The sequence below is a fragment of the Roseobacter sp. HKCCD6576-2 genome (assembly GCF_013179285.1).
GTDB classification, from domain to species: Bacteria; Pseudomonadota; Alphaproteobacteria; order Rhodobacterales; family Rhodobacteraceae; genus Rhodophyticola; species Rhodophyticola oceani.
Genome location: NZ_WVNW01000002.1, coordinates 443,504 through 456,991, shown reverse-complemented (window position 1 = coordinate 456,991; position 13,488 = coordinate 443,504). Strand labels below are relative to the sequence as shown.

Annotated in this window: 9 protein-coding genes; 5 read left to right on the top strand and 4 right to left on the bottom strand. The window is 60.5% G+C overall.

From position 1 onward, the window contains the following. Positions 1-309: 309 nt before the first annotated feature. Positions 310-1,173 (bottom strand): DUF6456 domain-containing protein, encoded by an 864-nt coding sequence (locus GTF44_RS09305; RefSeq protein WP_367383395.1) that lies wholly within the window; start codon positions 1,171-1,173, stop codon positions 310-312. 467 nt (positions 1,174-1,640) lie between these two features. Here GTF44_RS09305 and GTF44_RS09300 point away from each other — a divergent pair, with 467 nt between their 5' ends. Next, positions 1,641-1,916 carry a DUF6477 family protein gene (locus GTF44_RS09300; protein WP_171560721.1) on the top strand — a complete coding sequence of 92 codons (276 nt, stop codon included), beginning with the start codon at positions 1,641-1,643 and terminating at the stop codon, positions 1,914-1,916. Positions 1,917-1,928: 12 nt separating this feature from the next. Here GTF44_RS09300 and GTF44_RS09295 read toward each other — a convergent pair whose 3' ends face one another. Next, the gene (locus GTF44_RS09295; protein ID WP_171560722.1) at positions 1,929-3,467 is read right to left on the bottom strand and encodes a trimethylamine methyltransferase family protein; all 1,539 of its coding nucleotides are present in this window, start codon (positions 3,465-3,467) and stop codon (positions 1,929-1,931) included. Positions 3,468-3,543: 76 nt separating this feature from the next. Between GTF44_RS09295 and GTF44_RS09290 the strand changes: the two genes are divergently transcribed. Beyond that, a complete protein-coding gene (locus GTF44_RS09290) occupies positions 3,544-4,059 on the top strand; it encodes an NUDIX hydrolase (RefSeq protein WP_171560724.1) in 516 nt (171 codons plus the stop codon). Positions 4,060-4,098: 39 nt separating this feature from the next. Beyond that, complete coding sequence (guaA, locus tag GTF44_RS09285; protein ID WP_171560727.1) at positions 4,099-5,673, top strand: glutamine-hydrolyzing GMP synthase; 1,575 nt, start codon at positions 4,099-4,101, stop codon at positions 5,671-5,673. 306 nt (positions 5,674-5,979) lie between these two features. Here guaA and GTF44_RS09280 read toward each other — a convergent pair whose 3' ends face one another. Beyond that, positions 5,980-7,323, bottom strand: coding sequence for a PQQ-like beta-propeller repeat protein (locus GTF44_RS09280; RefSeq protein ID WP_171560729.1), 1,344 nt, complete (start codon positions 7,321-7,323; stop codon positions 5,980-5,982). Between the two features lie 37 nt (positions 7,324-7,360). After that, positions 7,361-8,134: a hypothetical protein gene (locus GTF44_RS09275; RefSeq protein WP_171560732.1), complete on the bottom strand. Its 774-nt coding sequence runs from the start codon at positions 8,132-8,134 to the stop codon at positions 7,361-7,363. A gap of 282 nt (positions 8,135-8,416) precedes the next feature. Between GTF44_RS09275 and GTF44_RS09270 the strand changes: the two genes are divergently transcribed. Together GTF44_RS09270 and GTF44_RS09265 are read left to right on the top strand one after the other, a co-directional pair. After that, on the top strand, positions 8,417-9,676 hold the full coding sequence (locus GTF44_RS09270; RefSeq protein ID WP_171560734.1) for an efflux RND transporter periplasmic adaptor subunit: 1,260 nt from the start codon (positions 8,417-8,419) through the stop codon (positions 9,674-9,676). Continuing rightward, positions 9,673-13,470, top strand: coding sequence for an efflux RND transporter permease subunit (locus GTF44_RS09265; RefSeq protein ID WP_171560736.1), 3,798 nt, complete (start codon positions 9,673-9,675; stop codon positions 13,468-13,470). The genes GTF44_RS09270 and GTF44_RS09265 overlap by 4 nt, the downstream gene beginning before the upstream one ends. Positions 13,471-13,488 lie beyond the last annotated feature (18 nt).

Here is a 13,488-nt window from a genome sequence, read left to right as displayed (position 1 = left end):
AACGTCTAGGAGGGATTTTAGCTGGCGACGTGGTGCAAAACAGGTCGTCGGGGGCTTCCCTCAAAAACGGTGCTGGTTAATCATCCGCCGGCAGACACACACCACCGCGCAATACAACCATAAGGCGATTCAATTGAGATGTCATTTACTTGCAGATTAGAATTTCCGCAAAAATGCTAGAAAACATGTTTGTCCTCCGAGTTTGCGAAACCTGCGTAACCACCCTGCCTGTGGGCAGGTCTTGACCTACACACGGACAGGATGAATTCACCGGGCAATTCGGTCGAAGAGGCGTTTATCGCTGTGTCGTCAGTCGCGGCAGGCTGGAACGAATCCATATCGGCGCTCATAATGCTGCAAAAGACGTTGAAGGCCAATTTTCAAGACGATCTTCCCGGAACGCGCCGACCAGCCAAGCCGCTTTTCAGCCGATTCCAATCCCTCCAGGAAGCAGCAGACCCGCATCACCACATCGGACAACCCAGGCCCCAGCTCGTCCATCGCATCCGAAACGCGTTGCCGGGCCGCGCGTGGCCCTTCGGCCAAACCGCTATCGGACAAGAACCCGCCACGGTCGCCGCCGGTCAAAAACCGGTCCCAATTCTGTGCAACACGTGGGCCCATCTGCGCCCGCTCAAAATCTTCGCGAAGCTTTTCCCCGGCTTGAACCAAATCCATCGTCAAGAATGGTTTCCCGTCCGCCCCCTTGCGCCGTGCCACCCCGGCCAACGGCGATTCCGCTAGGTTGACGCGGAGTTTTCGAGACGCGCCACCCTCACGAACAGTCCGCTCTCCCCAGACCTGATGCTGCGCCCGAAAGGGCGTCGCGGCTTCGGCCAATTCCATCCCCGCATGGCGACGGCGGCGATCTTCATCGATCAGACGTTTCAGGGCGGACTTCCCCATCGCAGTGATCTGATAGGTGCTGACCCGACCGCGGCGCGTCGTCGAAATCCAATCCTTTAATGCAAAGGCCTGCGCAACGGTGCGCTCAACCACGGCGGTCCGGGTCTGAGTGCCGTCATGCCCCGTGCGCAAGACAACGGCCTTGTCCATATCTTGCGCAACGACCAAAACGGCATCCTTCTCGCATAAGCGGCGCAAGATCCGGCGCGCCTCCCGGTTGATGGTCGGTTCATCGGATACCAGAGGGGACCGGTAGGGGGCTGTCATATGTGAAGGCTCCTTGGGCAAGTCAGTCAAATCGGTACTGGTTCGAGATGTCGCCGAGAGGGCTGTCAGCGGATCGTCGCGGGCCGTCTCCATGTGTCGGATCCGGCGCAAGATCGTGGACGGATGCGCATTATGGGCCCGGGCGATCCCGCGCATGGATTGGCCAAGCGCAACATGGCGCAAATAGTGCTCCGGTCCTGGTGGCAGCCAAGACGGCAGACGGAGGTCACTGATGTGGTCTTTCTGAGAGGTCACGAGGAGGCGCCCTCCGGTTTGCAAGCTGTGGATAACAGCGCCAAACCTTGGCTTTATTGATTACGGAAGCGTTAAAATCTGTGGAAAAGCTGTGAATTGTTTTCAAATTGTAAACATATTTGACGGACCGTGCGCAGCTTCAAAAAATCCGCAACACACGACCAGGCCAAGACAAAATCTCCCTCTCACGATCATAAGGGATGGAGGGTCTGATGACCGAACTAGCTGCCACTTTGTCGATGATGCGTCGTCCGCCGCTCCTGGTGCGCGCGGCAAGATTCGGTGCCGCGGTGATGGCCGGGAGGAGCCGCAAAGCCGACGGATCACATCAACCGTCCCTGAACCGTCCGCTGGAAGAAGAAGAGGCGTTGAACACCGCGCGGATCACCGGGGAGGCCGGATATTCTCCAACCCGCCACGTGGAGGTTTTGACGGCGCTTGTAAGCGCCGCCACGCCAACACGACATCTCGCGGCTGCGCCGACTTAGCCTAGGTAGCACCTAGACGAAGGCGTCCGGCATCTCGTCTTTGCGCTTCGCGATATAGGCTTTCAGCGCCTCATCAACGACCGGGTCCAACATCGGCTGCTGGTACTCGGCCAAGAGTTTCTCAACCCGGAGCGCGGCCAATTGCATTGTGTCGCGCTCCCCTTCATCCGCCCAAGTTTCGAACGGTTTGTAATCCAAAAGATCGCTGCGCCAAAACGAGTCTTTGAAATGGGCCTGGGTGTGCGCGCAGCCAAGGTAATGCCCACCCGGCCCCACTTCACGGATCGCATCCATCGCTTGCGCATCGACCGATGTATCGACACCCGCCGCCAGCTTGTGCAACACGCCCAGTTGATCGGCATCCATCACAAACTTCTCGAAACTCGAAACCAACCCCCCTTCGAGCCAGCCGCAGGAATGGAGCATGAAGTTCACACCGGAAAGAAGTCCGGCATTCAAGGAATTGGCCGTTTCATAAGCCGCCTGCGCATCGGGTAATTTCGAACCGTTGAATGAGCCTGCCGAACGATAGGGCAACCCGAGCCGCCGAGCCAGTTGGCCGGCCCCATAGGTGATCTGGCTGGCCTCCGGTGTCCCGAAAGTCGGGGCCCCGGAATTCATGTCGATTGAGGTCACAAAAGCGCCAAAGATTGCCGGTGCGCCGGGCCGGATCAATTGGCTATAGGCCACGCCGGCCAGCACCTCGGCCAAGACTTGCGTCAGCGTCCCCATCACGCTGACGGGCGCCATGGCGCCGCCGACGATGAAGGGCGAGATGATGCAAGCCTGTCCGGCGGCGGCATATTCCTCAAGCGCGCCCATCATCACATTGTCAAAGGTCAGTGGCGAGTTGATGTTGATCAGCGAGGTCATCACCGCGTTCTGCTCAACGACATCCGCACCGAAGAGTATGCGGCACATTTCAACCGAGTCCCGCGCCCGGTCTGGGTCGGTCACCGAACCCATGAACGGTTTGTCGCTCAGCGACATATGGGCATAGAGCATATCGAGATGGCGCTTGTTCACGGGCACATCTGTCGGCTCGCAAACGGTACCGCCAGAGTGGTGCAGCCATTTCGACATATAGCCGAGCTTCACGAATTTCTCGAAATCCGCCATGGTTGCGTAGCGCCGCCCGCCCGCGCTATCGCGGACAAAGGGCGGGCCATAGACCGGGGCCAAGACCAGATTCCGACCACCAATCTCGACATTTCGATCTGGGTTCCGCGCGATCTGCGTGAATTGCGACGGCGCGGTGGCGCAAAGCTTGCGGGCAAGACCCTTGGGGATGCGCACCCGTTCGCCGTCAACGGTCGCGCCCGCCGCGCGCCAGCGCTCCAACGCGCCGGGGTTCTCAACAAAGGCGACGCCGATCTCTTCCAAGACGGTTTCGGCATTGGCTTCGATGATTTCGAGCGCTTCCTCGCTGAGCACCTCGAGATCGGGGATATTCCGTTCGATATAGCGCGCCGCCTCGATCCGAACCGCCGTCCGTTCGGCCCGCCGCGCGGCCCCGCCGCCACCCCGTGTTCTGCGCCGTGCTTCGGCCATCGGTTCTCTCCCCGAAAATCTGCTTGGTGTCAGGTTTATCGCGCCGGTCTTGTGCGGCACAGCCGGATTGCGGCGATTGCGGGGAGAAAGCGACATCACCGACGCCTTGTGGTCGGTCCGCATTCGGTATTTTGTCCGGCTCATGTCCGAACTCACCCATATCTGGCGGCCTCGTCCCGTCATCCGCGCCGTGGCGATAGGTGTTGTCTGGCGCGATGACCGTATTCTGGTTGCGGCCGTCACCGACGACAATGGGCACATCAAGGGCTGGCGTCCGCTTGGCGGTGGCATAGAGTTTGGCGAGACAGCAGAAGCTGCGTTGGTGCGCGAATTTGCTGAGGAACTTCAGGCTCAGATCAAACCGATCCGACAGATCGCCGTCATGCAAAACCTTTTCGCGCATCAGGGTGATCGCGGTCATGAGATCGTCTTTGTCATCGAATCTGAGTTGACGACACCGGGCCTCGCGGAAGCCGAAAGCTTTATCCTGGAAGATAGTGGCGCGCGCGTCCGTGCAGCGTGGCGCCCGTTGGATGAATTCCGCTCCGAGCGTGCAGAGCTTTTCCCTGACGGCCTTCTGTCGCTGCTTTGACGTCTTGCGGAAGTGACGTGGCTTGCCTATTGCGATCCTATGAGCAGCACACCCCAATCCCGCCATCATGAGCGTCTGCTGATTATCGATTTCGGCAGCCAAGTCACGCAACTCATCGCCCGCCGTCTGCGTGAGCTGAATGTCTATTGCGAGATCCACCCGTTTCAAGCTGTGACGGACGCCTTTCTAGACGCCTTCGCGCCGAAAGCCGTGATCCTCTCCGGTGGCCCCTGCAGTGTGATCGATGAAGGCTCGCCGCGCCCACCCGAAGCGGTGTTTGAGATGGGCGTGCCCATCCTCGGCATTTGTTATGGTCAACAGGTCATGATGCAGATGCTCGGCGGCAAAGTCGAACGCGGCCATGGCACGGCCGAGTTCGGGCGCGCCTATGTGACGCCTGAGGCGGAGCGCATTGATCTGCTCAATGGCTGGTTCCTGGATGCCAAGGAACAGGTTTGGATGAGCCATGGCGACCATGTCTCCGCCATCGCGCCCGGCTTTGAGGTTTATGGCACCTCGCCCAATGCGCCTTATGCGATCACCGCCGATCTCTCGCGCAATTTCTTTGCCGTGCAGTTCCACCCCGAGGTGCATCACACGCCCAATGGCAAAACGCTGTATGAGAATTTCGTCAAGCTGGCCGGGTTCTCCGGCGACTGGACCATGGGCGCCTATCGCGAGGAAGCGATCCGCAAAATCCGGGATCAGGTGGGCGACAAACAGGTCATCTGCGCGCTGTCGGGCGGGGTCGATTCCAGCGTTGCCGCCGTGTTGATCCATGAAGCAATTGGCGATCAACTCACCTGTGTCTTTGTCGATCATGGGCTGTTGCGCCAGAACGAGGCCGAGGAGGTCGTGGGCATGTTCCGCGATCACTACAACCTGCCGCTGATCCATGCGGATGAAAGCGCGCTGTTCCTGGACAAACTCGACGGCGTGAGCGACCCGGAGACCAAGCGCAAGATCATCGGCGGCCTCTTCATCGATGTGTTCCAGAAATACGCCGATCAGATCGAGGGCGCGGAATTTCTGGCCCAGGGCACACTATACCCGGATGTGATCGAGTCGGTGAGCTTCTCCGGCGGCCCCTCGGTGACGATCAAATCGCACCACAATGTCGGTGGCCTGCCCGAAAAGATGGGCCTGAAACTGGTCGAGCCCTTGCGCGAGCTGTTCAAGGATGAGGTGCGCGCTTTGGGGCATGAGTTGGGCCTGCCCGCCAGCTTCATTGGGCGTCACCCCTTCCCTGGCCCCGGTCTCGCGATCCGCTGCCCCGGAGAGATCACCCGGGCGAAGCTCGATATCCTGCGGAAGGCCGATGCGGTCTATATCGATCAAATCCGCCGCCACGGCCTCTATGACGAGATTTGGCAGGCCTTTGTCGCGATCTTACCCGTCCGAACTGTGGGTGTGATGGGCGACGGGCGGACCTATGATTACGCCTGCGCCCTTCGCGCGGTGACCTCGGTTGATGGCATGACAGCGGACTATTACCCGTTCAGCCATGAGTTTCTGGGCGAGACCGCGACCCGGATCATCAATGAAGTCTCCGGCATCAATCGGGTGACCTATGACATCACGTCAAAGCCGCCGGGCACTATTGAGTGGGAATAGATAAAGCGAAGATACCCTTTGCCCACGGCCCTGGGGGACGAAGCAGGCAAAGGGATTTTCATGTTGCGGGGCTGGAGCACCCCTGCAAAAGAACCTTTGTGCGAAACAAGTTACCAAAAGGTTAACGCCGCGCGAGGATATTAATATTAGCGAAAAACGTCTCCGACGACAGCGGCGCGCATCTATCATTTTGTCTGGGGTACGGCCCGGTCTGCAGACCCGTGGCAATGCGCGGCGGTCGAAGGTTCCGCGTATAGCGGGGGGCGTGAGACGCCGCGCCGCCCGTCTCCCGCACAAATCCGAAGATCAGCGATAGGCGTGCAGCCGCCCGTCTTCACTGACAACATAAAGCGTGCCGCCGGCGACCACCGGATTGGCTGCCGCCCCGCCACGGAGCGGCAAGGTTGACAGCAAGTCCCCTGTCTCGGGCGAGAACATCCTGATCATCCCGTCACCCGACGCCACAACCAATTGCCCGCCGGCCAGCACCGGTCCGAAATGGGTGAACACGGCCTTCCGCCGCCGTTCACGCTCCCGCACATAAAGCGGCAGTTCGACGCCCCAGATCCGCTCTCCGGTCTCGGCATCGACCCGTACCAGTTCGTTTCGATCGGACACGAAGAAAATGCTGTCGCCGGCTGGCATAACCGGTGAATAGGCGCCATCGGTTGCGGTCCAAATCCGGTTCCCCGAAGCAGCTTCGAGGGCAACAACCCGGCCCGACTGATTGCCGGCATAGATGACATCGCCCTGGACCACCGGATCACCGGTGATGTCGTTCAGGTTGTTATAGGCCACGCCGCGCCGAGACCCTGCAACAGTCGTTCCCCAGACCCGCACACCGGACAGCCGAAGGGTGGCGACCAACTCACCAGAGCCAAACGGGAACACAACCAAACGGTCGGTGATCGCGGGGGCGGCACCGCCTGTCAAAACCGCCCCGGTTGGTGCCGCGGGCAATTGCCAGCGGATGCGCCCATTCTCGGTATTGATCGCCCAGGCCTGGCTGTCGCGGCTCACGATATAGGCCGTGTTGTTATCAATTGTTGGCGTGGTGATCCCCGCGCCAAGACGCTGCCGCCACTGCACCGCGCCATCGGCAACGTTCAGCGCAACCAGTTCGCCATAGGCCGTGGTCGCATAGACTGTATCGCCCGCGACCGCCAAGCCCCCGCCAGATACATTGCCGCCGCGATCAAACCCTGGTGTCAGATTGACCGACCAAAGCGGCGCGCCGCTGGTGGAGGTCGCCTGCAGGCCAGCCTGCGCATCCAGTGTGAAAATCCGGCCATCCGCGACAACCGGATCGGCCGTTATCCGCGCCCGGCGACTGTTGCCTGTGCCGATATTTGTCGCCCAGAGTTCGACCGGCGTTGAGGCAAGCGCGGCATGCGGCGGCAAATTCTGAACATTCGCGCCGCGTTGAGGCCAATCGGCATTTGTTTCAACGGCGGCAAGGGTAATTGGCCGCGCCGCGTCGATTTCGTCAGACGCCGCTGTCTCGACCTCGGCCCCCTCCTCCACCGGCAAGCTGGCCGATAACGGCTCCCGCGTCCCGAAACGCTCACCTTCCAAAACCACTTCCCGGTCACAGGCCGCAAGCGCCGTAACCAGGCCGATCCCCAAAATTCCGATCCGGACTGTGCTCATCTTGCCGTCTGCCCCTCTTACCCGTCGTCTCTGCCGATCACTGGCTGGCCGCATCTTCGACCGCATCGTCGGAGCCGTTTTCATTATCCGACGGGCTTGTATCCTCTTCCATCGCTGGCGCGCTGTCATCCTCGACCGGTGCCGTTTCGACGGCATCACTCGGGTCGGCCAACACGGCACCTGCTTCCAGCGCCACAATCAACTGCATCGCGCGTTGTTGCAAGCCTAGCGTGGCTTGCGGGTCGTCTTGCGCCTGCCGCAAGAGATCGATCCCCGCCTCGACATCTCCTTCGGAGAACCGGATATAGGCCTGCTGCTCCATCGCCAGGGCGCGATAGGGCGCACCGGGCTGTGCCAACCGATCCATTGTGGCCATGGCCATGCTCGGTTCCTCCGGCGACAGCATTTGCGCTTTCAACAGCGCCAAATCCCGATAACGCCGGGCAAGACCGGTATTGCCCGCGAAGGCGCGAAGCCGGGCCGCCGCCGCTTCAGCCCCCTCGCCTGCTTCTTCACCCGCCTGCAACAGGGCCAACACGATTTCCGCCTCCGGCGTCTCCGCAGGCACCTCGGCCAGCGCGGCGAGGCGCGCATCGGCATCATCATTGTCAAAGGCTGTCAGAAGCGTATCGCCAAAGGCTTCCGCCTGCTGCGTGTCTTGGGCGTTTTGGTATTCATTCCAAGCGGCACCGCCGACCAAAATCAAAATCGCCAGGGCGGCGACCCAGCCCCATTTTTTGAGAATACGGAACAGCCGCTCTCGGCGGACTTCTTCGCTGACCTCATCGATGAAACTGTCCGTATTGGCCATAAAAGACGCCTCATTTTTTGCCGCTTTGGGGCGGATTTGACCGCTTGTGCCCTCTTACCGCGAAGCAACCGGGGTGAACAAGGGGCGGCGCATGCGGATTGCCTCATTCTGGCCCTTTGGCATCCATATGGCAGGAGTGTTTCCAATCCTTGCTGAACTGGTTCGTTCAATCTTGCACGGAGCCCCGGAAATAACTAATCTAAACGGAGCGGTTTAGCGTAGTGCACTTTAGATCGCCGCGAACAGGATATCGCCTGTCGGCAGCAGGCAAGCGAGGCTTTGATGAAGATATTTCCGATTGTGACCGCAGTTATTGTCTGCGCGGTCCTCTATATGGTCATTTTGGAACGCGATAGATTGGTTGAATTTGCAGCCGGTTTCTCTGCTGATCCTGCGGAAGATGCCGCGACCGACGACATGGCCGAAGACGCCGAAACCCTTGCAATCGCGCCGGATGAAACGGGCGCTCATGTCGTGCATGTGGTGGCCCGGCGCAGCGAATCCGCGATCGCCGAAAACGCCGTGCGCCTGCGCGGACGGACGGAGGCGCTTCGTCAAGTCAATGTGCAGTCCGAGACATCGGGGTTGATCATCTCGCCACCAATCCGCGCCGGTGCCTTCGTCGAGGCCGGGCAATTGATGTGCGAGATCGATATGGGCACGCGCGGCGCCGCCTTGGCCGAAGCCGAAGCGCGGCTCGCCGAGGCGCAATCGCGCTTGCCGGAGTCCGAAGCCCGCCTCGCCGAATCCCGGGCGCAGTTGACGGCGGCTGAGATCGACAACAATGCGGCCTCTCGGTTGAGCGAAAGTGGCTTTGCATCGGAAACCCGCGCGGCAACCACGGCCGCCACCGTGTCGGCGGCCGTTGCTGCCATTCAATCGGCCGAAGCCGGTGTTGAAGCCGCGCGCAGTGGCATCCGCTCGGCGGAGGCAGGTGTTGATCAAGCCCGCGAAGAAATCTCACGGCTGCAGATTCGCGCACCTTTCGAAGGCCTGCTGGAAAGCGATACGGCCGAGTTGGGGTCGCTGATGCAACCCGGCGCGCTTTGCGCCACGGTGATACAGCTTGATCCGATCAAACTGGTCGGCTTTGTGCCCGAAGCCCAGGTGGACCGCGTCGAAATCGGTGCGCCGGCTGGCGCGCGTCTGGCCAGTGGACGGGAAGTCCAGGGTGAGGTGATTTTCCTGTCCCGGTCCGCCGATCTGCAGACCCGGACATTCCGTGTGGAGATCGAGATCGACAATGCTGACCTGGCCATCCGAGACGGTCAAACCGCAGATATTCTGATTTCGACCGACGGTATCCCGGCCCATTTGCTGCCGTCTTCGGCCCTGACATTGAACGACGCCGGTGCGCTCGGCGTTCGTGTTGTAACCGAAGAGACCGAAGCACTGTTCATGCCGGTTACGATGTTACGCGACACGGCACGTGGCGTGTTGTTGACTGGACTGCCGGATCAAGTGGATGTCATCACCGTCGGCCAGGAATTCGTCACCGATGGCGTCGCCGTCGAGGTGACATATGAGGAGCTCACCCAATGACAGGCCTTGTCGATTGGGCCGCCTCGCGCGCCCGAATGGTGATCGCCTTTGTGGTCCTCTCCCTGACCGTCGGGACCGCGGCTTATGTTGGCCTTCCGAAAGAGGGCGAACCGGATATCGACATTCCGGGCCTCTTCGTCTCGGTCCCCTTCCCCGGCATTTCGGCGGAAGACAGCGAGCGGCTGCTGATCCGCCCGATGGAGGCGGAATTCCAGGATCTTGATGGGTTGGACTCGATCAACGCGACAGCGTCTGAAGGGTTTGCCGGGATTTTCTTGGAGTTTGAATTTGGCTGGGACAAGTCCGCGACCATCGCCGATGTGCGCGACGCGATGGGGCGCGCCGAGGGCGAATTCCCCGATGGATCGGAGAACTGGCAAATCTCTGAGATCAACTTCTCCGAATTCCCGATCATCATCGTGGCGCTTTCGGGGGACGCGCCCGAACGGACCTTGCTGCGCTTGGCCAATGAGATGCAGGACCGGTTGGAAGCGCTCTCGCCGATCCTAGAGGCTGGCTTGGCCGGTGATCGGCAAGAGATGCTGGAGGTCATCATCGATCCGCTGGCGCTCGAGGCCTACAACGTCACCGCCGCCGATCTGATCAATGCCGTGGTCAACAACAACCAGTTGATTGCCGCAGGCGAGGTCGAAACGGAGTCGGGGGCGATCTCCGTCAAAATACCGGCGAGTTTCGATGGCGTCGAGGATGTCTATGATCTGCCGATTTCGGTGAATGGCGACCGGGTCGTCACGCTTGGCGAGTTGGCCGATATTCGTTTGACCTTCGAAGATCGCGCCGGCACGGCCCGGTTCAATGGCGAAACGACCGTCGCGCTGCAAGTGGTCAAGCGCCAGGGCTTCAATATCATCGACACCGCCGCGTTGGTCCGCGCGGAGGTGGAAGCCGTGCGCGCGTCCTGGCCGATTGAGCTGCAGGATTCGGTGCGGGTCTCGGCGACACTCGATCAATCCGTGACCGTCGGTAGCATGGTGCGCCAGCTGGAAGGTTCGGTCCTGACCGCTATCGCGCTGGTGATGATCGTGGTTCTGGCCGCGCTTGGCACACGTTCGGCGCTTTTGGTCGGATTTGCGATCCCGACCTCGTTCCTGCTCTGCTTTATCCTGCTTGGGATCATGGGGATCGCGATTTCGAATATCGTGATGTTCGGCTTGATCCTTGCTGTGGGTGTGCTGGTCGATGGCGCGATTGTGGTCGTGGAATATGCCGATAAACGGCTAAATGCCGGCGCGCGCCCGATGCAAGCCTATACCGATGCGGCCAAGCGGATGTTCTGGCCCATCGTGTCGTCCACCGCGACGACGCTGTGCGCCTTCCTGCCAATGCTGTTCTGGCCCGGTGTCCCAGGCGAGTTCATGGGGATGTTACCGGTTACGCTGATCTTCGTGCTCTCGGCCTCTCTGATCGTGGCGCTGATCTACCTGCCGGTTCTGGGCGGTGTGGCGGCGCGATTCACACGTGTTGTCGAGCGCGGGACCGCGTTGGTTTCCGCTTTGATCCCTTGGTATGCCGTGCGCCTCGCCGTGACCATCGCGGTCGGGTACGGCATGTTTATGGCCGCGATGATCACGATCAATCCGGGCATTCTCATTGAGCAAGATCCCGATACATCGGCCCTCATCGCAATGCTTCCGGGTGCGGTCTTGTTCGTGCTTGCCTCGGCGTTGATGTCGGTCTTCATCGGATCGATACAGATCAACCGCGCACCGCGCCCGGTTCAGGCCGGGTATCGCCGAACACTCTTTGGATCGTTCATCCACGCCATCGTCGGCAATCCATTTATGCCCTTGGTCATGATCGGCCTGGTCGGAGCGTTCGTCGTCAGCGTGTTTTTGTACTTCGCCGAGAATGGAAACGGCGTGGAGTTCTTCGTTGAAACAGAGCCGGAGAACGCGGTCGTCTATGTTCGAGCGCGCGGCAACCTGTCGGTCGGCGAGATGGACGCGCTTGTGGCCCAAGTCGAAGAGATCGTGTTGGAGGCAGAAGGTGTGCGTGATGTCTTCGCTTTCTCCGGCGATGGCGGGTTGAACAACAACACTGGCGGCGCCGCCGCCCCTGCCGATACCATTGGTCAGGTGCAGATGGACCTCGAACCGTGGGGCACCCGGGAAGACGGCAACGTGATCCTCGATCGATTACAGGTCGAGTTGGACCGGATCCCAGGTATCGAAACTGAAATCTTCGAGCAGGCGCAGGGCCCTGCCGATGGCAAGCCAGTCAGTCTTCGCCTGTCCGGCGATGACTGGGATGAGTTGCAAGACGCCACCCGGATCGCCCGGGCGTATTTCGAGGACCTGCCTGGGCTGACCCTTGTGGAAGACAGCCTGCCGCTCCCCGGTATCGATTGGCAGATCAATGTCGATGTTGAGGCGGCGGGCCGCTACGGTGCCGATGTCGCAACGGTCGGCGCAATGGTGCAGCTCATCACCCGCGGCATCCTGCTCGACACGATGCGTGTGCCAACTTCGGATGAAGAGATCGATATTCGGGTGCGCTTCCCTGATGAGGCGCGCGTGCTGTCGACCCTCGACACACTCCGTGTCCGGACCTCGGACGGGCTCATCCCGCTGTCGAATTTCGTCACCTATGAGCCGACGCCGCAACTGGCCACGATTGAGCGCATCGACCAAAGCCGGGTCTTCGACGTGAAGGCCGATGTGCTGACAGGTCTTTCTCGTGTTGATACGACCGATGGCGATACCTTGGGCCTCATCCAAGCGGTGCCGGAGGGCGCGAGCGCGGAGCTGACAGGCTCCGACGGGACAGGGTATCGGATTTTCGTTCTTTCTGCCGATGTGGCCGCTGCCGATGTGATTGACGGGGTTGAGGCCAGCGACCTTTCCGTGACACCGGTAAACGCGAACGAGCGGATCGCAGAGATCACCGAGTGGCTCGAAGCAGAGGCCCCCTTCCCCAACTCCGTTAGCTGGGAATGGGCCGGCGACCAAGAAGAGCAACAGGAAAGCCAAGCGTTCCTTGGGCAGGCCTTTCTAGGGGCGCTTGGCCTGATGTTCATCATCCTTCTGGCGCAGTTTAACTCGATCTATAACGCTGTCCTGGTTTTGCTTGCCGTAGTTTTGTCGACGACTGGCGTGCTGATCGGCATGTTGGTGATGGATCAAACCTTCTCGATCATCATGACCGGGACGGGGATCGTCGCCTTGGCCGGGATTGTGGTGAACAACAATATCGTTCTGATCGATACCTATCAGGAGTATTCCCGTTACATGCCCCGTCTTGAGGCGATCACACGGACGGCAGAGGCCCGGATTCGTCCGGTTTTGCTGACCACGATCACGACCATAGCGGGTCTAACGCCGATGATGTTTGGCGTTAGCCTCGATTTCGGTGCTGGCGGCTATACGATCAATAGCCCAACAGCGCTCTGGTGGAAGCAACTCGCGACGGCCGTGGTCTTTGGTCTCGGGCTCGCAACTGTGCTGACGCTCGTCTTCACACCGTCGCTCCTGGCCCTCAGGGCCTGGTCGGGCACCATCGCGATGTGGAGCGGGCGAGCGCTTGGACGTTTGGGCGCGAATACGATGAGCCGCCGGGCGCAGGACTGGTCTCTGGCCCGCGCCGCAAACCACACATATGATCCGATGATCCTCTGGGAAACGGCATCAGAAGCCGCCGGTGCGGGAGGCCAAGATGACGGTCCAATGGCGGCCCCGGCCGCGTCAACCAAAACAAAAGCCGCAGACACATCGGTCGAGTCATCCGAAGAGGACGCCGCCCCAACGGGTCGCCCTCCACTTCGGGCCGCAGAATAAACGGTACAGACCATGGGT

Excerpts from the sequence above, each read along its gene's own strand:
- GTF44_RS09305 (WP_367383395.1), bottom strand. The coding sequence starts at position 1,173 with ATGACAGCCCCCTACCGGTCCCCTCTGGTATCCGATGAACCGACCATC.
- GTF44_RS09300 (WP_171560721.1), top strand. The coding sequence starts at position 1,641 with ATGACCGAACTAGCTGCCACTTTGTCGATGATGCGTCGTCCGCCGCTC.
- GTF44_RS09295 (WP_171560722.1), bottom strand. The coding sequence starts at position 3,467 with ATGGCCGAAGCACGGCGCAGAACACGGGGTGGCGGCGGGGCCGCGCGG.
- guaA (WP_171560727.1), top strand. The coding sequence starts at position 4,099 with ATGAGCAGCACACCCCAATCCCGCCATCATGAGCGTCTGCTGATTATC.
- GTF44_RS09280 (WP_171560729.1), bottom strand. The coding sequence starts at position 7,323 with ATGAGCACAGTCCGGATCGGAATTTTGGGGATCGGCCTGGTTACGGCG.
- GTF44_RS09275 (WP_171560732.1), bottom strand. The coding sequence starts at position 8,134 with ATGGCCAATACGGACAGTTTCATCGATGAGGTCAGCGAAGAAGTCCGC.
- GTF44_RS09270 (WP_171560734.1), top strand. The coding sequence starts at position 8,417 with ATGAAGATATTTCCGATTGTGACCGCAGTTATTGTCTGCGCGGTCCTC.
- GTF44_RS09265 (WP_171560736.1), top strand. The coding sequence starts at position 9,673 with ATGACAGGCCTTGTCGATTGGGCCGCCTCGCGCGCCCGAATGGTGATC.